Below are 24,409 nucleotides of genomic sequence, written 5' to 3' on the forward strand. Positions count from 1 at the left end.
TACGGAGGGTTACAGACATCGTCTAACAGTCGTCGGAAAATTGACTGCGCTGGAGGCCCCGGTTTTACTGGGCTGGCGCGGGGCGCAAATTTTTTTACCGGCGTTTTGTTACCGATTGCGCGACAAGCGCGCATTGCTACAGGAGGATCTGGGCGGCATAATGTAGCCCCTTTTTTCTGCCCCTACATGTGGAAGGTTACCGTGACTCAGAAGCCCGACCAGTGTCTTGGTGAATGGATCGACCGTGAAGCACTCGCAGAAGCGATGATTCCGCTTATCGGTCAGCTCTACCGCAATAACAACGTGGTGAGCTCGATCTATGGCCGCAGCCTGATCAACCAGTCTGTCATCGCGATTCTCAAAGCTCATCGCTTTGCTCGCCATCGTTCTGCCGACGATAGCGAACTCTCCGTCCACGAAACATTCCCACTGCTCAAGGCCATGAGCGAGCTCAAGCTCGGCGCGGCTTCGGTGGATCTGGGCAAGTTGGCGTTCAAATTCCGCAACGAAGGCAACGGCCGCACCGCCGAGCAATTCGTTCGTGAAGAAATGGCTGACGTGGTTGGCCAGCAAAACGCTTCGGCCCGCAAAGGCACCGACGTTGTTCTGTACGGCTTCGGTCGTATCGGCCGTCTGCTGGCGCGCATCCTGATCGAGAAAACCGGTGGTGGCGACGGTCTGCGTCTGCGTGCCATCGTGGTGCGCAAGGGCGCCGAAAACGACCTGACCAAGCGCGCCAGCCTGCTGCGCCGCGATTCGGTACATGGTTCGTTCAACGGCACCATCACCATCGACGAAGAAAACAACACCATCACCGCCAACGGTAACCTGATCCAGGTGATCTACGCGAAGAACCCGACCGAGGTGGATTACACCCAGTACGGCATCAAAGACGCGCTGCTGGTGGACAACACCGGTGTATGGCGTGACGCCGATGGCCTGGGTCAGCACCTGCAGTGCCCGGGTATCGACCGCGTTGTTCTGACTGCGCCTGGCAAGGGCAAGCTGAAGAACATCGTTCACGGTATCAACCACGGTGAAATCACCGCTGACGACAAGATCGTGTCCGCCGCTTCCTGCACCACCAACGCCATCGTGCCGGTGCTGAAGGCTGTGAATGACAAGTTCGGCATCGTCAACGGTCACGTCGAAACCGTTCACTCGTACACCAACGACCAGAACCTGATCGACAACTTCCACAAGGGTGATCGCCGTGGCCGCAGCGCCGCGCTGAACATGGTCATCACCGAGACCGGTGCTGCCACCGCTGCTGCCAAGGCCCTGCCTGAGCTGGCCGGCAAGCTGACCGGTAACGCGATCCGCGTTCCGACGCCGAACGTCTCGATGGCCATTCTCAACCTGAACCTTGAGAAAGCCGCCACCCGTGAAGAGATGAACGAGTACCTGCGCTACATGGCGCTGCACTCCGAGCTGCACAAGCAGATCGACTTCGTCAATTCGCAGGAAGTGGTTTCCACCGACTTCGTTGGCTCGCGCCACGCAGGCGTTGTGGACGCTGAAGCGACCATCACTCAGGATAACCGCGTTGTTCTGTACGTCTGGTACGACAACGAGTTCGGTTACAGCTGCCAGGTGATCCGCGTGATGGAAGACATGGCCGGTGTAAACCCGCCAGCGTTCCCGCGCTAAGCCTTAGCCGCAAATGAAAACGCCCCGACTCTGGTCGGGGCGTTTTTGTTTGTGTATCCGTTGGGTCTTTGTTGTCCGTGCCCGCGAAGGCGTCCTAGCGGGCGCCGCCAGGTACAGCCGCCTGCGCCGTGCGCAATTCATGTTTGTTGCCACGGAACAGCACCAGCGTCGCGATCAGCCCCAGCACTGCCGCGCCGCTGAGCCAGATCCCCGGCGCAGCCTTGTTGTCCAGCACATGAATCAGATAGGTGCAGGCCGCTGGCGTGAAGCCGCCGAACGTCGCGGTCGCCAGGCTGTAGGCCAGAGAGAACCCGGTCGTACGAACTTCCACCGGCATGATCTCGGTCAGCGCCACCACCATCGCCCCGTTGTACGAACCGTACAGGAACGACAGCCACAGTTCGACGATCAGCAGATGGCTGAAACTCGGGTTCGCCACCAGCCACGACAGCGCCGGATACGCGGTGAGAATCGCCAGAATCGTCGCCGCCAGCAGCAGGGGTTTGCGGCCGATCCTGTCAGACACTGACCCCATGACCGGCAGCCAGAAGAAGTTCGACAGGCCGATGCACACGGTTACCAGCAAGGCATCGAAGTCGGACAGGTGCAGTTCCGCCTTGCCGAAGGTCGGCGTGTAGGCAGTGATCAGGTAGAACGACACCGTGGTCATCACCACCAGCGCCATGCCGGCGATGACGATGCCGAAATTCTGGCCGATGGAGCGGACGATTTCCCGTAGGGTAGGGCGGTGTTTGCGCGCCTGAAACTCTGGGGTTTCCTCCAGTGAGCGACGAATCATGAAGATCGCCGGGACGATCATGCAGCCGACCAGAAACGGTACGCGCCAGCCCCAGTCACCCATTTGTTCCGGACTCAGCCAGTGGTTCAGGCCCACGCCAAGCAGGCCGGCGAAGACCACGGCCGCCTGCTGGCTTGCGGATTGCCAACTGACGAAAAAGCCCTTGCGGCCCGGTGTGGAGATTTCCGCCAGATACACCGACACGCCGCCCAGTTCCACGCCAGCGGAAAAGCCTTGCAGCAACCGGCCGAGCAGTACCAGCAGCGGAGCGGCGACGCCGAGGGTGGCGTATCCCGGAACGCAGGCAATCAGCACCGTCCCGGCCGCCATCAGCGCCAGCGTGATGATCAGGCCTTGTCGACGGCCATGGCGGTCGATATAGGCACCGAGGAAGATCGCTCCCAGCGGACGCATCAGGAAACCGGCGCCGAAGGTCGCCAGTGAGAGCATCAGGGAAGCGAAGGCGCTGTCGGCCGGGAAGAACGTCTTGGCGATGGCCGTGGCGTAGAAGCCGTAGACCATGAAGTCGAACATTTCGAGAAAGTTGCCGCTGACAACGCGAAAAATCGCTTTGCCTTTGCCCGTGGTCGAGGACATTTTTAGTTACTCACTTTTGAGTTTTGTATAAAGGCGTTGCATTCGTATGGGAGCGAGCGGGCGCTGTATTCATAATGGCGGGCGCGGTTTTGCGGGGAGATGAAGAATTGTTAACTGGACGGTTAGCGGCAATTGTGATGCTGATGGTGACTTTGCCTGGCTGCGGTAACGGCGATGCCATGGAAAGCTTCGGCGGGCCGACCATGGGCAGCACTTACTCGATCAAGTACGTGCGCCACGCCGGTCTGGCTGACGCCGAACAAGTGCGCAGTGAAGTGGAAGCGATCCTCGGCGAAGTGGATCGGCAAATGTCGACTTATCGCAGCGACTCGGATATCGAGCGTTTTAACGCCTTACCGGCCAATCGTTGTCAGACCATGCCGGCCCCGGTGCTCGAATTGATTCGCGTCGGCGAGCAGCTGTCAGAGCAAAGCGAAGGCGCCTACGACCTGACCGTCGAACCGCTGATGAACCTTTGGGGCTTCGGCCCGCAAGGGCGCGAAGAAAAAGTCCCGAGTCCTGCGGCACTGGCCGAAACCCGGCAACGGGTCGGTTACCGGCACCTGCGCATCGAAGGCGATCAATTGTGCAAGGATGCGGCGGTCGAGGTCGATTTCAACAGCATCGCCGCCGGTTATGCCGTCGACACCATTGCCGCCCGGCTCGAAGCGATGGGCATCCATGACTACCTTGCCGAGGCCACTGGCGAGCTCAAGGCCTCTGGCAAGAAGCTGGATGGCTCGCCCTGGCGTATCGCGCTGGAAGAGCCACGAGACGATCAGCAGGTCGCCGAGCGCATCATCAGCGTCGATGGCTATGGCGTCTCCACCTCCGGCGACTACCGCAACTATTTTCAGCAGGATGGCCGGCGTTATTCCCACACCTTCGATGCCCGCAGCGGCGCCCCCGTCCTGCATAACCTGGCGTCGGTCACGGTAATTCATCCTTCAGCGTTGATGGCCGATGGACTATCGACGCTGTTGCTGATTCTCGGTCCCGAAGCGGCGTGGGACTATGCCGAAAAACACGACATTGGTGCATTCTTTGTGATTCGTGCCGATACAGGTTTCGTCACACGCACCAGTCAGGCTTTCGAGCGCCTCAGTGGTGGAAAAACTGACTGAGGACAATACGAAAACTGGCGTTCCAGTGCAGGCAAAAGTAGCCTACGACGCGACCAAGGGTTAATGTGCGCGGCGTTGACGCTTCTATAGACTGTGTCCGGGTTCTTCACTGGCCCCCAATTGTTCCTTCGCGCCGTCGTTCGGCGTGATTTAGCCGCCGGTGCTGCTGGCATCGCGGCCTGTTCTGAGGAGTACGCATGGCTGTCTACAACTACGACGTGGTGGTGCTGGGTTCCGGCCCGGCGGGAGAAGGCGCGGCAATGAACGCCGCCAAAGCAGGGCGCAAGGTGGCGATGGTCGACAGCCGTCGCCAGGTCGGCGGTAACTGCACCCACCTGGGCACCATCCCGTCCAAGGCACTGCGTCATTCGGTGCGGCAGATCATGCAGTTCAACACCAACCCGATGTTCCGGGCCATTGGTGAGCCGCGCTGGTTCTCGTTCCCGGACGTGCTGAAAAGCGCCGAGAAGGTCATCTCCAAGCAAGTCGCCTCGCGTACCGGTTACTATGCCCGTAACCGCGTCGACGTGTTCTTCGGCACTGGCAGCTTCGCCGACGAGCAAACCATCGAAGTGGTCTGCGCCAACGGTGTGGTCGAGAAACTGGTGGCCAAGCACATCATCATCGCCACCGGCTCGCGCCCGTATCGTCCGGCCGACATCGATTTCCACCACCCGCGCATCTACGATAGCGACACCATCCTCAGCCTCGGCCACACCCCGCGCAAACTGATCGTTTACGGCGCCGGCGTGATCGGTTGCGAATACGCCTCGATCTTCAGCGGCCTGGGTGTGCTGGTTGAACTGGTGGACAACCGTGGCCAGTTGCTGAGCTTCCTCGACTCGGAAATCTCCCAGGCGTTGAGCTACCACTTCAGCAACAACAACATCACCGTGCGCCACAACGAAGAATATGACCGCGTCGAAGGCGTGGACAACGGCGTGATCCTGCACCTCAAGTCCGGCAAGAAAATCAAGGCCGACGCCTTGCTCTGGTGCAACGGCCGGACCGGCAACACCGACCAGTTGGGTCTGGAAAACATCGGCGTCAAGGTCAACAGCCGGGGCCAGATCGAAGTCGACGAGAACTACCGCACCTGCGTGCAGAACATCTACGGTGCCGGTGACGTGATCGGCTGGCCGAGCCTGGCCAGTGCCGCCCACGACCAAGGTCGTTCGGCCGCCGGCAGCATCGTCGACAATGGCAGCTGGCGCTTCGTCAATGACGTGCCGACCGGCATCTACACCATTCCTGAGATCAGCTCGATCGGCAAGAACGAGCAGGAGCTGACCCAGGCCAAGGTCCCGTACGAAGTGGGCAAGGCGTTCTTCAAGAGCATGGCGCGGGCGCAGATCGCCGGCGAGCCGCAAGGCATGCTGAAGATCCTGTTCCACCGCGAGACCCTGCAAGTGCTGGGCGTGCATTGCTTCGGTTATCAGGCGTCGGAGATCGTCCACATCGGTCAGGCGATCATGAACCAGCCGGGTGAGCTGAATACCCTGAAGTATTTCGTCAACACCACGTTCAACTACCCGACCATGGCCGAAGCCTATCGGGTAGCGGCGTATGACGGCCTCAACCGGCTTTTTTGAGCGGCTCCGGCCGGTGGCCTGAGCCGGCCGGGGAGACCGATTTCAGCAATTCTCGAGGGTGGCAGTGGCCAAACCGGGAAAGTCTGTAATCAGGCTGTCAACGCCGAAGTCGGCGAGTCTGCGCATCAGCGCAGGCTCGTTGACGGTCCACACCGACACATGCAGCCCCTGACGCTGCGCCTTCTGCAAGCGTTCCGGCGTGCAGAGTGTCCAGTTCAACGCCAGAATCTCGCAGCCATAGTTTTGCGCCACCTTCAGCGGGTCGAGCCAGGCGTACTCGGCGACCAGTCCGCGCGAGACGTCCGGCACCAGTTCCTGCGCAGCCTTCAATACTTCCCGCGAGCTCGAAGTGATTGTCACCTTGTCGAGCAGGCCATGCCGTTGCACCATTTCGCGGATGGCCAGCACGGTGGTCGCGGCGCGAGTGCGCGAGGCGCTTTTGACTTCCAGCTGCCAGTGATCGAAATCACACTTTTCGAACAGTTCTTCCAGTGTCGGGATCGGGCAGGGCTTGATCCAGCCCGGGCCGCCCTTGCGCGCATCGTAGGTCACCAGCTCTGCAGCCGTGTGCTCGACGACCTTGCCACGCCGGTCGGTGGTGCGTTTGAGGGTCGGGTCGTGGATGACCATCAGCTCGCCGTCACTGGACAGGTGCAAGTCCAGTTCGCAACGGCGCACGCCGTGCTTGAGGCATTCCTGAAAGCTGGTCAGGGTGTTTTCCGGTGCTTCGCCCTTGGCGCCGCGGTGGCCGTAGATAAGGGTCACGGTTCTTCCTTAATTTAAATGCCTGAATCGTTTTGTTCGCGGGCCAGACGTCGTTCCTGGGCCTGCTTTTGCAAGATGTAGCGGGCGAGCAACTGGCGCTGGGCATCGGTCAGGTGTTCGAACTCGGTGCCGATGTCGTAGCCGTCGCCCTTGCGGTCGCAATGGGTCACGCGGGCGCGCAGCAGCAGGCCGTGTGCCTGGGGCATCAGCACCATTTTGACCGACAGGTGCGCGCCGGTGGCGATCGGGGCCGGATTCTGGAAGTCGATGCCGCCCTCGGAAATGATCACCGGTTGCGGCTCGCCGATCTGGCCGAGCGCGGTCAGGGCGATCACCTGGCTGAGCAGGTCGATGCGTTTGTTCTGGGATTTGAGGAACGCCGCGATCGCCCGGTCGCGCTCGTTGATCTGGCGCAACAGGTGCTGCGACTCGAATTCGCTCAGGTGCAGTTCGCTGAGCACGTTGAAAAGTGGAGAAGCATCCTGCAACACTTCCTGGCCTGCGGCTTCGAGAGCGGACAGGGGCCGAATTTCCAGTGCGATCGAGTCCTCGATACGGTAGTATTCGCGGCGATCTTCTTCATCTAATGTCGACATGGCGAACCCATGGTAGCGGCGGTGGTCTGAGTGTAAAGCTGGTTATCGACCCCCGCCACAAGGACGTTCCTTTTCCCTCCGAACAAGCCCCGACATGTTCAGACCTCTCTTCGTATTTATCGGCACGCGTTATACCCGTGCAAAGCGTCGCAATCATTTTGTGTCATTCATTTCCCTGACTTCGATGATCGGGCTCGCGCTTGGCGTGGTCGTGATGATCGTGGTGCTGTCGGTGATGAACGGCTTCGATCATGAGATGCGCACCCGCGTGCTGGGCATGGTGCCCCACGCGACCATCGAATCCGGTGAAGCCATCAGTGACTGGCAGAGCCTGGCTGCCAAAGTGAAGCAGAACCCGCAGGTGACGGCCGTCGCGCCGTTCACCCAGATGCAGGGACTGCTGACCAACAACGGCCAGGTGTCCAAGGTGTTGCTCAATGCCATCGATCCGGCGCTCGAGCGCAACGTGTCGATCATCGACAACTTCATGAAGCAGGGCAAACTCGACGACCTGACGCCGGGCAGCTTCGGCATCGTCATCGGTGACAAGGCCGCGACCAAGCTTGGCGTGGGCATCGGCGACAAGATCACCTTCGTCGCCCCGGAGGTCAGCGTGACCCCGGCCGGGATGTTCCCGCGCATGAAGCGCTTCACCGTGGTCGGCATCTTCCATGTCGGCGCCGGCGAGCTCGACGGCTATCTGGGCGTCACCAACCTGCAGGATCTGGCGAAGATGCATCGCTGGAAGCCGGATCAGGTGCAGGGCCTGCGGCTGAAGTTCGACGACTTGTTCCAGGCGCCGCGCGTGGCCTGGAACATCGCCCAGCAGCTCGGCGAAGACCATTACTACGCCCGCGACTGGACCCGTACCCACGGCAACCTGTATCAGGCGATCCGCATGGAAAAAGCCATGATCGGCCTGCTGTTGCTGCTGATCGTTGCCGTCGCCGCGTTCAACATCATTTCTACCCTGGTGATGGTGGTGAACGACAAGAAGGGCGACATCGCCATTCTGCGTACCCTCGGCGCCACGCCGGGCACGATCATGCGCACGTTCATGGTGCAGGGCACGGTCATCGGCGTGGTCGGTACAGCCATCGGCGCGGTGGTCGGGATCTTTGCCGCACTCAACGTCAGCGCGGCGATTTCGGCTCTCGAAGGCCTGATCGGACACAAGTTCCTTAATGCTGACGTGTATTTCATTGATTATCTTCCGTCGCAGATACAGACCCAGGATGTGGTCATGGTCTGCGCCGCTGCGTTGGTCCTGAGTTTCCTCGCCACCCTGTATCCAGCCTGGCGTGCCGCGCGCACCCAGCCGGCGGAGGCGCTACGTTATGAGTGAGTCGGGCATGAGTGAAAAAGCAATCTTGAGCTGCCGCAACCTGGGCAAATCCTACGAGGAAGGCCCGGAGTCGGTGCAGGTGTTGGCCGGTCTGCAACTGGAGTTGCACCCAGGCGAGCGGGTAGCGATCGTAGGCACGTCGGGTTCGGGCAAAAGTACCTTGCTCAACCTGTTGGGCGGTCTCGACACCCCGACCAAGGGTAGCGTCTGGCTCGACGGCGAAGAACTCTCGGCGCTCAACGAGAAGAAGCGCGGCCTGCTGCGTAACCGTGCACTGGGTTTCGTCTACCAGTTCCACCACTTGCTGCCGGAATTCACCGCACTGGAAAACGTCTGCATGCCGCTGCTGATCGGCAAGACGCCGATCCCGGAAGCGCGTCAACGCGCGACCGCGCTGCTGGAGCGGGTAGGGCTGGCCCATCGCCTGGAGCACAAACCGGCCGAGCTGTCCGGTGGCGAGCGTCAGCGCGTGGCCATCGCCCGCGCGCTGGTGAACAAGCCAGGCCTGGTGATGCTTGACGAGCCGACCGGCAACCTCGACTCCCACACCGCCCAGGGCATCCAGGATTTGATGCTGGAACTCAGCACTTCGATGCGTACCGCGTTCCTGGTGGTGACCCACGACATGAACCTGGCCCGCCAGATGGATCGCGTCCTGCACCTCAACGAAGGTTGCCTGACACCTATCTGATGGGTTGAAACCCGAAGCCTGAAAAGGCTTCGGGTCTTTTATTTTTATACGGTGCCCCAGCGAATGTTCAGACCGTTATCGATCTTTATCGGCACGCGCTATACCCGCGCCAAGCGCCGCAATCGCTTTGTTTCGTTCATTTCGATGACCTCGATGATCGGCCTCGCCCTCGGCGTGCTGGCGATGATCGTGGTGTTGTCGGTGATGAACGGCTTCCAGCGCGAGATGAGCTCGCGCATCCTCGGCATGGTGCCCCACGCGACCATCGTCGGCGTCAAGCCGATCGATGACTGGCAGCCGGTGGCCGCCGCCGCGATGAAAAATCCCGAAGTCACCGCCGCCGTACCGTTCACCGAGATGGAAGGCATGCTGTCCTACAAGGGCTTGATGCAGCCGATCCAGATCAGCGGCGTCGATCCGGCGCAGGAAGGCAAGGTGTCGATCGTCGCCCAGCACATTGTGCAAGGTCGTCTCGACGCCCTGAAGCCGGGCGAATTCGGCGTGGTGCTCGGTGAAATCACCGCACGGCGCTTCCGCCTCAACGTCGGCGACAAGATCACCCTGATCGTGCCGGAAGTCAGCACCGCACCGGGGGGCATCACCCCGCGCATGCAGCGCTTGAATGTGGTCGGCGTGTTCAAGGTCGGTGCCGAGCTGGACGGCTCCATGGGCCTGATCCATGTGGCCGATGCCGCGCAGATGCAGCACTGGGAGCCGAATCAGGTGCAGAGCGTGCGCCTGGCGGTGAAAGACCTGTACGCCGCGCCGAAAGTCTCCTCGGACATCGCCGCCGGCCTTGGCGCCGAGTTCAAGGCTGACGACTGGACGCACACCCAGGGCAGCCTGTTCAGCGCGATGAAAATGGAAAAGACCATGATCGGTCTGTTGTTGCTGATGATCGTCGCGGTGGCGGCGTTCAACATCATCGCGACCCTGATCATGGTGGTGAACGACAAGGGTGCGGACATTGCAATCCTGCGCACCATCGGCGCCACGCCACGGCAGATCATGGCGATCTTCATGGTGCAGGGCACGGTGATCGGGATTGTCGGCACACTGATCGGCGGCGTGCTCGGCGTGATCGCCGCGCTGAACGTCAGCGAGCTGGTGGGCTGGATGGAGCGGGTGACCGGGCAGCACATCTTCAGTTCCGACGTGTATTTCGTCAGCAACCTGCCGTCCGAATTGCAGGGCGGCGACGTGCTGCTGATCTGCTCGGCGGGCTTTATCCTCAGCTTCCTGGCAACGGTGTATCCGGCCTGGCGTGCGGCGAAGATCGAGCCGGCGCATGCGCTGAGATATTCGTAAGCTTCAAGGCTGCTTTCGCGGGCAAGCCCGCTCCCACAGGGATTTGTGCATGACACAGGTCTATCGTAGGAGCGGGCTTGCTCGCAAAAGGGCCTAAATGCCTTTGGGCAACTCAATCACAAACCGCGTCCAGCCCTGATCCGATTCGCAATGAATCTGCCCACCGTGGGCCTTGATGATTGACTGAGTGATCGCCAACCCCAATCCCGCATGTTCGCTGCTACCTTCCTGCCGCGCCGGATCGGCCCGGTAGAAGCGGTCGAACAAACGCGGCAGCAGCTCCGCCGAAATCCCCTCGCCACTGTTCTCTACGCTCACCCGCAGTCCTTTCGAGTGCTCGGCGATCCGCACCCGCACTTCGCCTTCGGCCGGGGTAAAGCGCAAGGCGTTGTCCAGCAGGTTCGACAAGGCCCGGCGCAGCATGGCGCGGTCGCCGTCGAACGGCCCTTGGCCTTCGCGACTCAGGCGCACCCGGGCGTCTTCGGCCAGCGGCGCGAAAAACTCCAGCAGGATGTCCGATTCCTGCCCCAGTTCCAGCGGTTCACGCTTGGGCACCAGCAAGCCATGGTCGGCCTTGGCCAGGTAGAGCATGTCGTTGACCAGTTGCGCCATCCATTGCAGTTCTTCGAGGTTACTGTGCAGCGCCTCGCGGTAATCCTCGATCGGCCGTGGCCGGGTGAGGGTGACCTGAGTGTGGGTCAGCAGGTTCGACAGCGGGGTGCGCAGTTCATGGGCGATGTCGGCGGAAAACGCCGAAAGCCGCTGAAAGGCGTCATCGAGGCGTCCGAGCATGGCGTTGAAGCTGTGGGCCAATTCGCCAAGCTCCGTAGGCATCTGCGCTTCCGGCAGGCGTGCGTTGAGCGATTGCGCCGAAATGCCCCGGGCCACCGCACTCATGCGGCGCAACGGACGCAAGCCGCTGCGGGCGGCCCAGGCCCCGAGCAGCGCGGTCGCCAGGGCCGAGAGACCGACCGTCAGCCAGATCAGATGCTGCATCCGCTGGAGGAAATGCTGGTGATGGGTGATGTCCAGCAACAGGGTCAATTGCGCCGAATCGGGATTGCCCGGCTCCAGCGCGGCATTGAGCAGACGATAGTCGGTGCCGTTGTCATTGATGGTCGACAGTCCGGGCTGTGACGACAGGTTCGTCGGCATTTGCAGTGTCCGGCCAAACCAGCGCTCGCCGTCGCTGTCGCGGATACGTAACGTCAGATCGCCCTGATGGCTCAGTTCTTCGGCTATCCGCGTCTGGCGGTCGGCGGACTGCCTGTTTTGCGCGACCTGCCGCAAGCCGATCAGTTTGCTTTCCAGCAGTTGTTGGTCGAGTTCGATGAAGTGCGCTTCGCTGGCCCGGTTGAACACCACCCCGGCGACCAGCGAAACCGTTGCGGTGCAGGCGGCGAACAGCAGCGCCAGACGACCGCTCAATGACAGTCGGCGCATCAGGCGGGACGCTCTTCGAGGACATAACCCATGCCGCGGACGGTGTGAATCAGCTTGTCGGGAAACTCATCGTCGATCTTCAGGCGCAGTCGGCGGATCGCCACTTCGATGACGTTGGTGTCGCTGTCGAAGTTCATGTCCCAGACCTGCGAGGCAATCAGCGATTTGGGCAGCACTTCGCCCTGGCGGCGCAGGAGCATTTCCAGCAGCGCGAACTCCTTGGCGGTGAGATCGATGCGCTGGCCGCCGCGTTCGACGCGGCGACGGATCAGGTCCAGACGCAGGTCCGCCAGTTGCAGGCTGGTTTCCTGCGGGGTGGTGCTGCCGCGTCGCAACAGGCTGCGCACCCTGGCCAGCAGTTCGGAAAAGGCGAAGGGTTTGACCAGATAATCGTCGGCGCCGAGTTCGAGGCCGTGAACCCGGTCTTCCACGGTGTCCTTGGCCGTCAGAAACAGGATCGGCGTTTCCAGCCCGGCGCTACGCACCGCTTGCAGAATCTGCCAGCCATTGCGGCCGGGCAGCATCACGTCGAGGATCAGCAAGGCATAGTCCCCCGTGAGTGCCAGTTGCTGGCCTGTCGTGCCGTCGGCCACCAGTTCGGTGTTGAACCCGGCCTCGGTCAGGCCCTGGCGCAGGTAATGACCGGTTTTCGGTTGGTCTTCGACGATCAGCAGTTTCATGGCGTGGCTCTGGTGGACATATCTGGCGTTGGGAACAGGGGCTTTATACCGTGCGAGCCGCCAGCGCGGCCCAACCTGACAAAGTTGTAATCTGCCTGTCAGGTTGATGCCAGCCCAGGCCGGCTAGAGTTTCCCACAGGCTGAACCTTTCTTTGTTGGAGTACGACTATGTTTTTGCGCAATCGTCTGGCCCTTGCCGCGTGTCTGCTGGCGCTGAGTTCGCCGCTGTGGGCAGCGCCGGCCCATACCTATGATTTCGGCCAGCCGGCCAAGGCCGCGCAGGCCACCCGCAGCATTGAAGTGGTGATGGGCGACATGTCCTTCGATCCGAAGGCGATTCAGATCAAGGCCGGTGAGACGGTTCGTTTCGTTCTGGTGAACAAGGGTCAGTTGTTGCACGAATTCAACCTCGGCGACGCGGCGATGCATGCCAAACACCAGCAGGAAATGTTGCAGATGCAGCAAAGCGGCATGCTTACGCCTACTGGCATCAAGGAAATGTCCCACGATATGGCGGGCATGGATCATGGCTCGATGGATCACAGCGCGATGGGGCAGGGCATGAAACATGACGACCCCAACAGCGTGCTGGTCGAGCCGGGCAAGACCGCAGAACTGACCTGGACCTTCAGCAAAGCCGTGAGCCTGGAATTCGCCTGCAACATTCCCGGGCATTATCAGGCCGGGATGGTCGGCAAACTGACTGTCAGTCAGTAAGCACTCAAAGGCGGGAGCAAAGGCTGGTAGAATCCGCTGATTCTTCAGTCAGGTTTCCGCCATGCATCCCGCAGCCGAACATTCGCCGCTGGGCAAGTCCAGCGAATACATCGCCACGTACACACCGTCCTTGCTGTTCCCGATCCCGCGCACCGCGAAATGGGCCGAGCTGGGCCTGACCGCCGAGACGCTGCCGTATACCGGCGTGGATTTCTGGAACTGCTTCGAGCTGTCGTGGCTGCTGCCGTCGGGCAAACCGGTGGTGGCGATCGGCGAGTTCAGCATTCCAGCGGATTCGCCGAACATCATTGAATCCAAGTCGTTCAAGCTGTACCTGAACTCCCTGAACCAGACCCCGTTCGCCGACATCGCCATGCTGGAAGCGACGCTGGTCAAGGATTTGTCCGCCGCCGCCGGCAAACCGGTGGGGGTGCGGGTTCGCAGTCTGAAAGACGTCGAGGCCGAAGGCGTGGTCGCACTGCCGGGCGTTTGCATCGATGATCTGGATATCAGCGTCAGCAATTACGAGCATCCACGGCCGGAGTTGCTGCGTTGCGACGAATCGCGGATTGTGGAGGAGAGCGTGCACAGCCACCTGCTCAAATCCAACTGCCCGGTGACCAGCCAGCCGGACTGGGGCAGCGTGGTGGTCGAGTACCGTGGCGCGGCGCTGGATCACGCCAGCCTGCTGGAGTACATCGTCAGCTTCCGCCAGCACTCGGACTTCCATGAGCAATGCGTGGAGCGGATTTTCCTCGATCTGCAGCGTCTGCTGAAACCGGAAAAACTGACGGTGTTTGCGCGTTATGTGCGTCGCGGCGGTCTGGATATCAACCCGTACCGCAGCACTGAAAGCGTGCAACTGCCGAACCATCGTCTGGTTCGTCAGTAACCTCTTTTGCGGGAGCGGGCAAACCCGGCCCCACAGACATGAAAAAGCCCTGCCAGCGATGGCAGGGCTTTTTTGCATCCGCAGGGCTCAGATACCCATGCTGACCAGGGAGTTGGCGATATTGCGCAGGGTGCCGGCAATGGTCGGGTGTTCGAGTTCGAAGCGTTCGACCGCCAGATTCACGCCGTCGGCGATGCTGGTGTCCTGGGTGGATTGTTCCAGTTTGATCTCGGATTCGATCTGCGCCATCAGTTCATGCAGATGTTCGCGCTCGGCGTCGGTCAGCGGCGGGTTCTGATCCAGTTGCTCGCGCAGGGTGTTGAGCTGTTCTTGCAGTTCGCGGGCGGGCATGGCGGTTTCCTTTTATCGAGAGGCACTGGCATAGACCGCAGCCTCGGGCCAAAGGTCTATGGCTCTCTTAAGACTAATCCACTCTCGGCCAGGCTGCATGATCCCGGTCAGGGCTTTTCGCCTTTGAGTCGGCGCAGGCTGATGTCCGCCAGGCAGGTGTCGAGATCGCCCAGATGATCGATCACCGAATGCACGCCGAGGCCGAACAGCTGCACCGTGGCCTTGCCGCGCAGTTGTTCGCGCTCTTTCTGGCTCAGGGCCTGCCACTCGCCGGGTGGCAGGCCGCAGAGCGATCCGCAGGATGCCAGGCCAATCGTCCACAGCCCGGCATTCAGGCCCGATTGCAGCAGGCGCGGCTCGCCGCTGACCAGCACGCAACCGTCGAGACGGTCGACGTTCAGTGTCATCAAGGCCTGCCAGCAGGCGTTGGGTGCCGGCCATGGGGAGTGTGTTGCCGGATGTTGCGATGGTTTGATCCAGTCCGGCAGCGCCGACGAAAGTTGCTGCGTGAGGGCTGGGGGCAGCTCGTCGAGCCAGGCGCAGGGGATCAGTTGACGTTGCAGGCTGTGCAGACTGTCGAGGGCGCCGGGCGTGGCGTCGGCGTGTTCGGTGGTCGGGTTGGCGTGATGTCGGGCACGGGCGCCGAAGTCCACCAGGCAACCGCTGAGCCCGAACAGCACGGCAGTCAGGTTGGGCGCGGCGACAGGCAAGGCTTCGGCGTGCGGCATGAAAAACGTCCCTGAAATAGGGATCAGGCTATGCACGGTCGGTGACAGTTGAATGACAAGCGCATGACGAAGCGTCCTACGGAACGATTCGCCGGGGGAAGTGCCTAAAGCGCCTTTCCGTCTTATACTTAGCGCCATCTCACCGTGGCCAGGTTGCCGCGTCCGTACAATCCAAGGAGTTTTCTATGCGCTGGAGCCATCCTCTCGCTCAGCTTTGTGTATGTGCCAGCGTGATGCTGGTGCCGTTCGCCGCTCAGGCTGCAACGGAAGAAGACCCTTGGGAAAGCGTCAACCGTCCGATCTTCGAGTTCAACGATTTCGTCGACACTTACGCACTGAAGCCGCTGGCCCAGGGCTATGAATTCGTGACGCCGCAGTTCCTCGAAGACGGCATCCACAACATGTTTCGCAACGTCGGTGATGTCACCAACCTGGCGAACAACATTCTCCAGGCCAAACCGGCCGCTGCCGGCGTCGACACCGCGCGCCTGATCTTCAACACCACTTTCGGCCTGCTCGGCTTCTTCGATGTCGGCACCAAGATGGGCCTGCACCGCAGCGACGAAGATTTTGGCCAGACCCTCGGCTACTGGGGCGTCGGCAGCGGTCCGTACGTGATGCTGCCACTGCTCGGCCCAAGCACCCTGCGTGATGCGCCGTCCAAGTACGTCGACAGCTACACCGGCCCGTATCGCTATATCAACGATGTGCCGGTGCGTAACTCGATTTTCGGCCTGAACATCGTCGACACCCGCGCCAGCCTGCTGTCCAGCGAGAAGCTGATCAGCGGCGACAAGTACACGTTCATCCGCAACGCCTACCTGCAGAACCGCGAGTTCAAGGTCAAGGACGGTCAGGTCGAAGACGATTTCTGATCCTCCTCGTTGAAAGGCCGAAGGCGACCGCAAGGTCGCCTTTTTTGTGCGCCAACCTTTCATTGGGTTACGGTTGAGGGCGTTTTTATAACTCTCTGTGATTTGACAAACAAAGTCGTCAAGCGACCATCGGCGCATGCTTGAAACGCTCTGCGGATGGGAGTACCGTCTGCGCCTTAGAAGGGCACCTCTGGTGCAATCGTGTGCAGGGCAAAGGCTCTGAAACGGTGCAACAGAGAGGCTAGAAAGCGAATCCAGTAGTCTGCGCCGGGCCGTTGCCCCGCCTGCTACGCCAACCTAATTCTGGCGCCGTTTGCCCACATGCCAAAAACCAGTGCCACGCTGCTGATAATCGATGATGACGAGGTAGTGCGCGCGAGTCTCGCGGCCTATCTGGAAGACAGTGGTTTCAGCGTCCTGCAGGCCAGCAACGGTCAGCAGGGTCTTCAGGTATTCGAGCAAGACACGCCCGACTTGGTCATCTGCGATCTGCGCATGCCGCAGATGGGCGGTCTCGAACTTATCCGTCAGGTCACCGAGCGGTCGCCACAGACCCCGGTGATCGTGGTCTCGGGTGCCGGCGTGATGAACGACGCGGTCGAGGCCCTGCGCCTGGGCGCGGCGGATTACCTGATCAAGCCTCTCGAAGATCTGGCCGTGCTCGAGCACTCCGTGCGCCGGGCCCTGGATCGTGCGCGCCTGCTGCTGGAAAACCAGCGCTACCGCGAGAAGCTGGAAAAGGCCAACCGCGAACTCGCCGCCAGCCTGAACCTGCTCCAGGAAGACCAGAACGCCGGTCGTCAGGTGCAGATGAACATGCTGCCGGAAAGCCCGTGGAGCATCGACGAATTCAAATTTGCCCACCAGATCATCCCGTCTTTGTACCTGTCGGGTGATTTTGTCGACTATTTCCGGGTCGACGAGCGCCGGGTGGCGTTTTACCTGGCGGACGTTTCCGGTCATGGCGCCTCTTCGGCGTTCGTCACCGTACTGCTGAAGTTCATGACCACGCGCTTGCTGTTCGAGTCCAAGCGCAACGGCACGCTGCCGGAATTCAAGCCTTCGGAAGTCCTCGGTCATATCAACCGGGGGCTGATCAGTTGTAAGCTGGGTAAACACGTCACAATGGTCGGTGGAGTCATCGACGAGGAGACCGGTTTGTTGACCTATAGCATCGGCGGCCATCTGCCGTTGCCTGTGTTGTACACGCCTGACAGTGTTCGCTACCTCGAAGGACGCGGTCTGCCGGTGGGGCTTTTCAACGAAGCCACCTACGAAGATCACGTACTCGAGCTGCCTCCGACGTTCAGCCTGACGCTGATGTCTGATGGCATTCTGGATCTTTTGCCAGAGCCCACACTCAAAGAGAAAGAAGCTGCTTTGCCCCAGCGGGTGAAGTCGGCGGGCGGCAGCCTGGATGGTCTGCGGCAGGTTTTTGGATTGGCCACGCTAGGGGAGATGCCGGATGATATCGCCCTGTTGGTGTTGAGCAGGAATCTTTAATGAGTACCGGTAGAATCCAGTTCGCCGAGCAGGACGGCACCTTCGTCCTGAAGTTCGTCGGTGAAGTTCGCCTGACCCTGTGTTCGGCGTTGGATGCGACTATTGAGAAAATCTTCACCGCGCTGAATTTCAGCTCGATCGTGATCGATTTGACCGAAACCCGCAGCATTGACAGCACCACGCTGGGCCTGCTGGCCAAGCTGTCGATCCTGTCGCGGCAGAAAGTCGGCTTGCTGCCGACCGTCGTCACCACCAATGAAGACATTACCCGTCTGTTGTATTCGATGGGCTTCGAGAACGTGTTCAACATCGTCAACTATCCGGTGCCATGCCCGGAGTGCCTTGATGACCTGCCGGATCAGGATCAGTCTGAAGAGACCGTGCGGATCAAGGTTCTGGAAGCGCACAAGATCCTCATGGGCTTGAACGACTCCAACCGTGAAGCCTTCCATGATCTGGTGAATGCCCTCGAGCGGCATTGATTCAGTCGATCCGGTTTTCAGCGACAAGCCAATAAAAAAGGGCGAACCCGAGAGGGTTCGCCCTTTTTGCGTGGCTGCGGCCTGAATTACAGCTTGGCTTGCAGCAACGCCTCGAGTTTTTCCTGGTCGCGGGCAAACTGACGAATGCCTTCGGCCAGTTTCTCGGTGGCCATCGCGTCTTCGTTGGACAGCCAGCGGAACTGCGATTCGTTGAGGCTCAGGCGTGCCTCGCCGGCGTGCCCTGGCGCCAGTTTGCGTTCGAGCTTGCCAGTGTCCGCCGCCAGCTTGTCGATCAGGTCCGGGCTGATGGTCAGACGGTCGCAGCCGGCCAGATGCTCGATCTGGTTCAGGTTGCGGAAGCTCGCACCCATGACCACGGTCTTGTAGTCATTGGCCTTGTAGTAGTTGTAGATGCGCGTCACAGACTGCACGCCTGGATCGTCGGCACCGGTGTAGTCGTTGCCGTTGACCTTCTTGTACCAGTCGTAGATACGGCCCACGAACGGCGAGATCAGGAACACCCCGGCGTCGGCGCAGGCAGCGGCCTGGGCGAAGGAGAACAGCAGGGTCAGGTTGGTCTGGATGCCTTCCTTTTCCAGGATCTCGGCGGCGCGGATGCCTTCCCAGGTCGAGGCGATCTTGATCAGTACGCGCTCGCGGCCGATGCCGGCCTTGTCGTACAGCTCGATCAGGCGATGCGCGCGCTTGAGCATCGCATCCTTGTCGAACGACAGGCGCGCATCCACTTCGGTGGAGATGCGGCCGGGGATGACCTTGAGAATTTCCTGCCCCACCGCGACGCCGAAGCGGTCGCTGGCCAGGCCGATATCGCCCTTGCAGTCGCTGACGGCAGCGTTCAGTTTGTCGGCGTACGCGGGAATGGCGGCGGCCTTGAGCAGCAGGGACGGGTTGGTGGTGGCGTCGACCGGTTTGACCCGGGTGATCGCATCGACATCGCCGGTGTCGGCAACGACGGTGGTGAACTGTTTGAGTTGTTCCAGCTTGGAAGTCATGAGCGTGCTCTGTCCTATGGGTCTGGTGACATTACCCGAGCGCTGACAGCCACTCAAGGGCATCGAGGGGTATCGACCGCCCCGGTGGCAACAACCTGAAAACGGCTGTTTGAATGGCCGGGGCGTGGTATCGATTCATACGATGTCAAAACAGACCACAGGTTCCAGGCAACTGATCTGTGACCGTGATGCTTACTCGCTATTCAACTGCGTTCTGGCGGCGGTTTGTGCCGGTTTCGGCTGACCGTCAGAGGTCAGCAGGCCGAAGTTCTTCTCCCGGTCGTCCTTGCCCGAATCGCTGTTCTTCCATTCGTAAATGGATGTGAGCGGGATCTTCAGTCTTTTCACGTCGGCGATGAATGCAGCGATCTTGCTGGCTTGCCCGTCAGGCCCGCCATTGGAGGTGAGCGCCGAGATCCCCCACTCGCTGATGACCCCCGGCAGTTGGAAATTCTGCTGGATGAAAGTCTGGGCGTTGCTGATCTGCGTGGCTGTCATGCCATAGGGGTGGTAGGAAATGGCGTTAAGGCACTTCGGATAAGTACCGAGGATGCTGTTCAGCGCCACAGTCGAGGCCGAGCCTGCACTGGGCGGGCGGGCGAAACCAAAGCCGATCAGGGGCGTGGAAGGTGGTTTGCCTTGCAGCGTCTTGCACATGGCCGTCATGAACGGCACGAACGTGGTTTTGAAGTTGCCGGTGGGCCAGTAGGTGTCCAGATCCGGCTCATTCCAGATTTCGATCGCTACCAATTGCGAACCGTAGGTTTGCTCCAGTCCCGATACCGCGTTGGCAAAGGTTTCGCCAGCCGTGGTCAGTTCACCGCTCAGCGGCTTGGTGGCGCGAACCGTCAACAGAACCGGCAACCCGGCGGATCTGGCCGCGACAAACGCATCGCTGACCTGCTTCTGATAGGCCTTGCCGCCGAGGCTGTCGCTCCAGACGCCGAAGCGCACGAAACTGAACCCGGCCGCCTTGATCTGCTCGGCGTCGGCCGCAGAAAAACTCTGGATCTTGACCTGAACACCGATGGTTTTGCTGGGCAGCGCCGGAAACAGTTCGCTGGCCTGGGCCTGACTGGCCGCGCCCAGTAATAACAGTGTCAGGGCGCCGAGCCGTTTGAGATGTGCTGATTTCATGTCTGCTCTCCTGATGAGAATGACATCTAGCCAATAGTTATCTCGTTACAGGAGTTTCGATAACGACAAGGGTGCTAAGTGCACGAATGTTATTTTTTGTCGGAAAACCACGAGTCGAAAATCACAGTTATTTTTAGTCCGGTAATTCTGGTTGGGTGACTTTTAGGGTCATGGTACTTAATGCACTCGTATTGGCCGGGCGAATCTATTTCCGAGTTCAGGAAGGTCTTGTGGGTTCATTAAATCCACGAGCGGTATTGGCCGATTGACATTACACGGGAAAGTAAACCTTGTTCAAAAAGATCCTTGTCGTCTGCGTTGGCAATATCTGCCGAAGTCCGACAGCAGAGTTGTTGCTGCGTAATGCGCTGACCACCTCGTCGATCACAGTGTCCTCCGCAGGCCTTGCCGCACGGGTCGGCGAGGGCATGGAGTCGTCGGCGCGCCAGGTGCTCGAAGACCACGGGCACAGCGCTGCGGACTTCACGGCACGGCAGATCACCTCCGATATCGTCAATGAATCGGACCTGATTCTGGTCATGGAAAAAGAGCATGTAAAACAAGTACTGAAGATTGCCTCGCATGCGCGGGGCAAAGTGTTTCTGCTCGGAAAGTGGCAGAGCGAGCGAGAAATACAGGATCCGTATCGTCAAGGCCAAGCCGCTTTTATTCATGCACATGCATTGATTGAAGATGCTGTCAGCTCATGGGCGCAGCGCCTCGGACATTGATGAATATTCTTCAGATCAGTGAATGGTAAGAACAGACTTATGCAGTTACCGTCAGTAATCGGCACCCGGGACAACGAACGAGACGATATTGATCTTCTCGGTATATTCGGCTCTTTGATCGATCAGAAATGGTTGATAGGCGCGCTTACCGGCGCATTCATGATGACCGGCGTTGCCGTTGCGGTGTTGTCGACGCCGGTGTACCTGGCCAACGCCTTGGTCCAGGTCGAACCGAAAAAGAACGACATGCTCGGGTTTTCCGATCTCAGCAGCATGCTCGGCGGACAATCGCCGTCGGTGACTGAAATCGGCATCATCAAGTCTCGCGCGGTGATCGGCAAAACCGTCGATGACCTGCACCTGGATATCGAGGTCACGCCCAACACGTTTCCGCTGATTGGCGGGTTTCTCGCCCGGCGTTATCGCGGCACCGGCGAGTTCAGCGTGGCACCGGCGCGTTTCGGTCTGAGCCGCTATGCCTGGGGTGGTGAGCGGCTGGACATTCCCCGGCTCAATCTGCCCAAGGAACTGCTGGGCAAGAAGCTCACGCTGATCGCTGGCGAGCAACATCAATTCCAGTTGTTCGACGACAACGACAATCTGCTGGTGGAAGGCGTTGCCGGCAGTGCTTTTGCGCAAGACGGCGTCGAGGGGCTGGTCGGCCAACTGGAGGCCAATCCCGGCACCCGTTTCGAAGTGGTGCGCAACCCACGGATCGTGGCGATCCAGGATTATCAGGATGCGCTGGAAATCACCGAGCAGGGCAAGGAGTCGGGCATCATCCGCCTCGCCCTGGCCAGTGCCGACGCGCCGCTGGCGGTGAAGATCCTCAACAAGGTTTCGTCGTTGTATGTGCAGCAGAACGTGCAGCGCACCTCGGCCGAAGCGGCCAAGAGCCTGGATTTCCTGCAAGGCCAGTTACCCCAGGTCAAGCGTGATCTGGCCAAGGCCAGCGAGGCGCTCAACGGTTATCAGACGCGCGGCAAGACCGTGAACATCTCCCTGGAAACCCAATCGGTGCTGGGCCAGATCGTCAGTCTGGATACCCGCCTGTCCGAGCTGAAAATGCAGCAGGCGGAGATGGATCGCAAATTCACCAGGCAACATCCGGCGTATCGCGCGCTGATGACCCAGATCGGTGAATTGACCCAGCAGCAGAAGTCGCTGGAAGGCAAAGTCGGCGATCTGCCCGCCACGCAGCAGGAATTGCTCAACCTGACCCGCGATGTGGAAGTCGCGTCGCAGATCTACACGCAACTGCTGAACAAGTCCCAGGAGCTGGACATCGTCCGTGCCGGGGCGGTCGGCAATGTGCGCCTGATCGACACGGCGGATGTCGACCTGACCAGCCCGGTCAAGCCGCGCAAGGCGATCATCGTGCTGATCGCCACGTTCCTGGGGGCGTTCCTCGGCGTGGCGCTGGTGCTGCTGCGCAAATCCCTGAGTCGCGGACTGGAAGGCCCGGAAGCCATCGAGCAACTGGGTCTGCCGGTGTACGCATCGATTCCCTACAGCGCGTTGCAGCAGGAAGAGGATACGAAAAAAGTCCGCGCGAAAAACCCGGACACACCGGCCTACCTGCTGGCCCTGCGCAACCCGACGGACCTGTCGATCGAGTCGATCCGCAGCCTGCGCACCTGTCTGCACTTTGCCGGGCTGGATTCGACCAACAACCGCATCATGATTTCCGGTCCGAGCCCGCAGGTCGGCAAGACCTTCGTTTCCTCCAATCTCGCGGCGGTCATGGCGCAAAGCGGCCAGCGAGTGGTGCTGATCGATGCCGACATGCGCAAGGGGCATTTGCACAAAACCTTGAACACGCCGATTGCCAATGGCCTGTCGGATCTGCTGGTCAAGCGCTGCAGTCTCGAACAGGCGATCAACAAGATCGAGGTCGACAACCTGCATTTCATCAGCCGAGGTCAGGTTCCGCCGAACCCTTCGGAACTGCTGATGCACGCCAATTTCCGCGACCTGTTGGCACAACTCAGTGAGATGTACGACGTGGTGATCATCGACACGCCGCCACTGCTGGCGGTCACCGATGCGGCGATCGTCGGCCGTGAGGCGGGGATCAGCCTGATCGTCACGCGCTTCGGGGTGAACCCGGCCAAGGAGATCGAACTGACCATCCGCCGCTTCGCCCAGAACGGCATCGAGTTGAAGGGCGCGGTGTTCAACGGCGTCGAGAAACGTGCGGCGAGCTACTACGGCAACGGCGGCTACGGCTATTACAACTACGAATACGCGTCGGACAAATCCTGAGTGTCAGCGATTGTTCTTACAGGCAGGGAAGTGGGTGGATTGTGAAAAAAATACTGCACGTGGCGGAAACGATCAAAGGTGGCGTCGCGACGGTGATCCGCACGATTTCGGCGTCACCCGAAAACGAGACGGCGAACTACGAGCTGGTTTATCTGGTGCCGCTCGACCAGAAGCAAGAGCTGCACGGCATTGATGAGCGGCAGATCCGCACCTTCGCCCGCAACGGGCGCAATGTGCCTTCGCTGCTGCGCTTCGCCTGGCAACTGACCAAGATCATGCTCAAGGAAAAACCCGACGTGGTGCATTTGCACAGCACTTTTTCCGGGGTGATCGGGCGGTGCGTCTGCGTGCTGCTGCGACCGTGGCGCAAACCGAAAATCGTCTATTGCCCGCATGCCTTTTCGTTCCTGATGGAGAGTTCGCCGGCCAAGCAGAAAGTCTATTCGCTGATCGAGCGGGTGTTGCAGAAGGTCACCGACACGATCATCTGCGTCAGCCAGTACGAGCTGGACAAAGCGGCGGCGTTTTGCATCGAGCGCGAGCGCATGACTTTGATCTACAACGGCATTCACCCCAAGGATGAAACGCCCAAGGCCAGCGATCCGGAGCCGATTCATCTGCTGTTTGTCGGCCGGCTCGATTACCAGAAAGGCTTCGATGTGTTGCTCAAGGCTTACGCCAAGGTGCAGCGCAGCGACTTGAAGCTGACGGTGGTCGGCAGTGCGGTCAACGAGGACAGCGTCGAGTGCCCGCCGATGGAGTCGGTGGAGTACCTGCCGTGGGTCACGCCGAGTGAAGTGCAGGCGCTGTACCAAAAGGCCGACGCACTGATCGTTCCCAGCCGTTGGGAAGGCTTTGCCATGGTGCCTCTGGAGGGCATGGCGTTGGGGCTGCCGGTGATTGCCAGTGATTGCACGTCGCTGCCCGAACTGGTCAGCCACGGTGTGTCCGGCTACGTCTTCCCGACCGGTGACCACCAGGCGCTGGCCGACCGTTTGATGAAAATCCAGAAACCGGCATTGCAGGCCCTGGGAATCGAGAGCCGGCGCATCGTCCGCGAGCGCTTCAGCGCCGCGTTGATGATCCGCCAGACCTACGACGTGTATTGCGCTCCCACTTATTAAG

General features: G+C 60.3%; 23 protein-coding genes. 14 read left to right on the top strand and 9 right to left on the bottom strand.

Annotated features, from left to right (window positions below; genetic code table 11):
* Window positions 1-186: 186 nt before the first annotated feature.
* The gene (locus KVQ74_RS13325) at window positions 187-1,650 is read left to right on the top strand and encodes a glyceraldehyde-3-phosphate dehydrogenase (RefSeq protein ID WP_217831555.1); all 1,464 of its coding nucleotides are present in this window, start codon (window positions 187-189) and stop codon (window positions 1,648-1,650) included.
* Between the two features lie 94 nt (window positions 1,651-1,744).
* On the opposite strand, the gene tcuC is transcribed toward KVQ74_RS13325, so the two are convergent.
* Window positions 1,745-3,046, bottom strand: coding sequence for an MFS transporter (tcuC, locus tag KVQ74_RS13330; RefSeq protein WP_217831556.1), 1,302 nt, complete (start codon window positions 3,044-3,046; stop codon window positions 1,745-1,747).
* Between the two features lie 137 nt (window positions 3,047-3,183).
* Here tcuC and KVQ74_RS13335 point away from each other — a divergent pair, with 137 nt between their 5' ends.
* The gene (locus KVQ74_RS13335; protein WP_225929996.1) at window positions 3,184-4,170 is read left to right on the top strand and encodes an FAD:protein FMN transferase; all 987 of its coding nucleotides are present in this window, start codon (window positions 3,184-3,186) and stop codon (window positions 4,168-4,170) included.
* Window positions 4,171-4,367: 197 nt separating this feature from the next.
* On the top strand, window positions 4,368-5,762 hold the full coding sequence (gene sthA, locus KVQ74_RS13340) for a Si-specific NAD(P)(+) transhydrogenase (protein WP_065260713.1): 1,395 nt from the start codon (window positions 4,368-4,370) through the stop codon (window positions 5,760-5,762).
* A gap of 42 nt (window positions 5,763-5,804) precedes the next feature.
* Here the strand turns inward: sthA and KVQ74_RS13345 are convergent, their stop codons facing one another.
* Entirely contained in the window at window positions 5,805-6,527 is a 723-nt protein-coding gene (locus tag KVQ74_RS13345; RefSeq protein WP_217831558.1) for a glycerophosphodiester phosphodiesterase, read from the bottom strand.
* Between the two features lie 14 nt (window positions 6,528-6,541).
* On the bottom strand, window positions 6,542-7,123 hold the full coding sequence (locus tag KVQ74_RS13350) for a PilZ domain-containing protein (RefSeq protein ID WP_217831559.1): 582 nt from the start codon (window positions 7,121-7,123) through the stop codon (window positions 6,542-6,544).
* Between the two features lie 94 nt (window positions 7,124-7,217).
* Between KVQ74_RS13350 and KVQ74_RS13355 the strand changes: the two genes are divergently transcribed.
* The 3 genes from KVQ74_RS13355 to KVQ74_RS13365 all read left to right on the top strand — a co-directional run bounded on the left by KVQ74_RS13355 (window position 7,218) and on the right by KVQ74_RS13365 (window position 10,467).
* Window positions 7,218-8,468 (top strand): lipoprotein-releasing ABC transporter permease subunit, encoded by a 1,251-nt coding sequence (locus KVQ74_RS13355; RefSeq protein ID WP_217831560.1) that lies wholly within the window; start codon window positions 7,218-7,220, stop codon window positions 8,466-8,468.
* A 7-nt stretch (window positions 8,469-8,475) separates the two neighbouring features.
* Window positions 8,476-9,159 (top strand): lipoprotein-releasing ABC transporter ATP-binding protein LolD, encoded by a 684-nt coding sequence (gene lolD, locus KVQ74_RS13360; protein WP_217831561.1) that lies wholly within the window; start codon window positions 8,476-8,478, stop codon window positions 9,157-9,159.
* A 63-nt stretch (window positions 9,160-9,222) separates the two neighbouring features.
* Window positions 9,223-10,467, top strand: coding sequence for a lipoprotein-releasing ABC transporter permease subunit (locus tag KVQ74_RS13365; RefSeq protein WP_217831562.1), 1,245 nt, complete (start codon window positions 9,223-9,225; stop codon window positions 10,465-10,467).
* 93 nt (window positions 10,468-10,560) lie between these two features.
* On the opposite strand, the gene KVQ74_RS13370 is transcribed toward KVQ74_RS13365, so the two are convergent.
* Complete coding sequence (locus tag KVQ74_RS13370) at window positions 10,561-11,910, bottom strand: heavy metal sensor histidine kinase (RefSeq protein WP_217831563.1); 1,350 nt, start codon at window positions 11,908-11,910, stop codon at window positions 10,561-10,563.
* Window positions 11,910-12,590: a heavy metal response regulator transcription factor gene (locus tag KVQ74_RS13375; protein ID WP_217831564.1), complete on the bottom strand. Its 681-nt coding sequence runs from the start codon at window positions 12,588-12,590 to the stop codon at window positions 11,910-11,912. The genes KVQ74_RS13370 and KVQ74_RS13375 overlap by 1 nt, the downstream gene beginning before the upstream one ends.
* Window positions 12,591-12,758: 168 nt before the next feature.
* Between KVQ74_RS13375 and copI the strand changes: the two genes are divergently transcribed.
* Together copI and queF are read left to right on the top strand one after the other, a co-directional pair.
* Entirely contained in the window at window positions 12,759-13,307 is a 549-nt protein-coding gene (gene copI / locus KVQ74_RS13380) for a copper-resistant cuproprotein CopI (RefSeq protein ID WP_217831565.1), read from the top strand.
* A 61-nt stretch (window positions 13,308-13,368) separates the two neighbouring features.
* A complete protein-coding gene (gene queF / locus KVQ74_RS13385; protein WP_217831566.1) occupies window positions 13,369-14,199 on the top strand; it encodes an NADPH-dependent 7-cyano-7-deazaguanine reductase QueF in 831 nt (276 codons plus the stop codon).
* 87 nt (window positions 14,200-14,286) lie between these two features.
* Here the strand turns inward: queF and KVQ74_RS13390 are convergent, their stop codons facing one another.
* Complete coding sequence (locus KVQ74_RS13390; RefSeq protein ID WP_217831567.1) at window positions 14,287-14,550, bottom strand: DUF4404 family protein; 264 nt, start codon at window positions 14,548-14,550, stop codon at window positions 14,287-14,289.
* A 107-nt stretch (window positions 14,551-14,657) separates the two neighbouring features.
* Entirely contained in the window at window positions 14,658-15,278 is a 621-nt protein-coding gene (locus tag KVQ74_RS13395) for an HAD family phosphatase (protein ID WP_217831568.1), read from the bottom strand.
* A 185-nt stretch (window positions 15,279-15,463) separates the two neighbouring features.
* On the opposite strand from KVQ74_RS13395, the gene KVQ74_RS13400 reads away from it, so the two are divergent.
* The 3 genes from KVQ74_RS13400 to rssC all read left to right on the top strand — a co-directional run bounded on the left by KVQ74_RS13400 (window position 15,464) and on the right by rssC (window position 18,138).
* Window positions 15,464-16,153 (top strand): MlaA family lipoprotein, encoded by a 690-nt coding sequence (locus tag KVQ74_RS13400; protein WP_217831569.1) that lies wholly within the window; start codon window positions 15,464-15,466, stop codon window positions 16,151-16,153.
* Between the two features lie 321 nt (window positions 16,154-16,474).
* Window positions 16,475-17,656 (top strand): two-component system response regulator RssB, encoded by a 1,182-nt coding sequence (gene rssB / locus KVQ74_RS13405; RefSeq protein ID WP_064117871.1) that lies wholly within the window; start codon window positions 16,475-16,477, stop codon window positions 17,654-17,656.
* Window positions 17,656-18,138, top strand: coding sequence for an anti-sigma factor antagonist RssC (gene rssC, locus KVQ74_RS13410; RefSeq protein WP_217831570.1), 483 nt, complete (start codon window positions 17,656-17,658; stop codon window positions 18,136-18,138). Before rssB ends, rssC begins: the two co-directional genes overlap by 1 nt.
* A gap of 86 nt (window positions 18,139-18,224) precedes the next feature.
* On the opposite strand, the gene tal is transcribed toward rssC, so the two are convergent.
* Window positions 18,225-19,151: a transaldolase gene (tal, locus tag KVQ74_RS13415; RefSeq protein WP_217831571.1), complete on the bottom strand. Its 927-nt coding sequence runs from the start codon at window positions 19,149-19,151 to the stop codon at window positions 18,225-18,227.
* A 192-nt stretch (window positions 19,152-19,343) separates the two neighbouring features.
* Window positions 19,344-20,288 carry a glycosyl hydrolase family 5 gene (locus KVQ74_RS13420; RefSeq protein ID WP_217831572.1) on the bottom strand — a complete coding sequence of 315 codons (945 nt, stop codon included), beginning with the start codon at window positions 20,286-20,288 and terminating at the stop codon, window positions 19,344-19,346.
* A 290-nt stretch (window positions 20,289-20,578) separates the two neighbouring features.
* On the opposite strand from KVQ74_RS13420, the gene KVQ74_RS13425 reads away from it, so the two are divergent.
* Genes KVQ74_RS13425 through KVQ74_RS13435 form a run of 3 tightly spaced genes read left to right on the top strand, consistent with a single transcriptional unit; the run spans window position 20,579 to window position 24,408 of the window.
* A complete protein-coding gene (locus KVQ74_RS13425) occupies window positions 20,579-21,019 on the top strand; it encodes a low molecular weight protein-tyrosine-phosphatase (RefSeq protein WP_217831573.1) in 441 nt (146 codons plus the stop codon).
* 39 nt (window positions 21,020-21,058) lie between these two features.
* On the top strand, window positions 21,059-23,284 hold the full coding sequence (locus KVQ74_RS13430) for a polysaccharide biosynthesis tyrosine autokinase (RefSeq protein WP_217831574.1): 2,226 nt from the start codon (window positions 21,059-21,061) through the stop codon (window positions 23,282-23,284).
* A gap of 41 nt (window positions 23,285-23,325) precedes the next feature.
* The gene (locus KVQ74_RS13435; protein WP_217831575.1) at window positions 23,326-24,408 is read left to right on the top strand and encodes a glycosyltransferase; all 1,083 of its coding nucleotides are present in this window, start codon (window positions 23,326-23,328) and stop codon (window positions 24,406-24,408) included.
* Window position 24,409: the final 1 nt, after the last annotated feature.

It is taken from the genome of Pseudomonas botevensis, assembly GCF_019145475.1.
Taxonomy (GTDB): Bacteria; Pseudomonadota; Gammaproteobacteria; order Pseudomonadales; family Pseudomonadaceae; genus Aquipseudomonas; species Aquipseudomonas botevensis.

Bases quoted from the DNA above. Each gene is read 5' to 3' on its own strand.
- KVQ74_RS13325 (WP_217831555.1), top strand. From the start codon at position 187: ATGTGGAAGGTTACCGTGACTCAGAAGCCCGACCAGTGTCTTGGTGAA.
- tcuC (WP_217831556.1), bottom strand. From the start codon at position 3,046: ATGTCCTCGACCACGGGCAAAGGCAAAGCGATTTTTCGCGTTGTCAGC.
- KVQ74_RS13335 (WP_225929996.1), top strand. From the start codon at position 3,184: ATGCTGATGGTGACTTTGCCTGGCTGCGGTAACGGCGATGCCATGGAA.
- sthA (WP_065260713.1), top strand. From the start codon at position 4,368: ATGGCTGTCTACAACTACGACGTGGTGGTGCTGGGTTCCGGCCCGGCG.
- KVQ74_RS13350 (WP_217831559.1), bottom strand. From the start codon at position 7,123: ATGTCGACATTAGATGAAGAAGATCGCCGCGAATACTACCGTATCGAG.
- KVQ74_RS13355 (WP_217831560.1), top strand. From the start codon at position 7,218: ATGTTCAGACCTCTCTTCGTATTTATCGGCACGCGTTATACCCGTGCA.
- lolD (WP_217831561.1), top strand. From the start codon at position 8,476: ATGAGTGAAAAAGCAATCTTGAGCTGCCGCAACCTGGGCAAATCCTAC.
- KVQ74_RS13365 (WP_217831562.1), top strand. From the start codon at position 9,223: ATGTTCAGACCGTTATCGATCTTTATCGGCACGCGCTATACCCGCGCC.
- KVQ74_RS13370 (WP_217831563.1), bottom strand. From the start codon at position 11,910: ATGCGCCGACTGTCATTGAGCGGTCGTCTGGCGCTGCTGTTCGCCGCC.
- KVQ74_RS13375 (WP_217831564.1), bottom strand. From the start codon at position 12,590: ATGAAACTGCTGATCGTCGAAGACCAACCGAAAACCGGTCATTACCTG.
- copI (WP_217831565.1), top strand. From the start codon at position 12,759: ATGTTTTTGCGCAATCGTCTGGCCCTTGCCGCGTGTCTGCTGGCGCTG.
- queF (WP_217831566.1), top strand. From the start codon at position 13,369: ATGCATCCCGCAGCCGAACATTCGCCGCTGGGCAAGTCCAGCGAATAC.
- KVQ74_RS13390 (WP_217831567.1), bottom strand. From the start codon at position 14,550: ATGCCCGCCCGCGAACTGCAAGAACAGCTCAACACCCTGCGCGAGCAA.
- KVQ74_RS13395 (WP_217831568.1), bottom strand. From the start codon at position 15,278: ATGCCGCACGCCGAAGCCTTGCCTGTCGCCGCGCCCAACCTGACTGCC.
- KVQ74_RS13400 (WP_217831569.1), top strand. From the start codon at position 15,464: ATGCGCTGGAGCCATCCTCTCGCTCAGCTTTGTGTATGTGCCAGCGTG.
- rssB (WP_064117871.1), top strand. From the start codon at position 16,475: ATGCCAAAAACCAGTGCCACGCTGCTGATAATCGATGATGACGAGGTA.
- rssC (WP_217831570.1), top strand. From the start codon at position 17,656: ATGAGTACCGGTAGAATCCAGTTCGCCGAGCAGGACGGCACCTTCGTC.
- tal (WP_217831571.1), bottom strand. From the start codon at position 19,151: ATGACTTCCAAGCTGGAACAACTCAAACAGTTCACCACCGTCGTTGCC.
- KVQ74_RS13420 (WP_217831572.1), bottom strand. From the start codon at position 20,288: ATGAAATCAGCACATCTCAAACGGCTCGGCGCCCTGACACTGTTATTA.
- KVQ74_RS13430 (WP_217831574.1), top strand. From the start codon at position 21,059: ATGCAGTTACCGTCAGTAATCGGCACCCGGGACAACGAACGAGACGAT.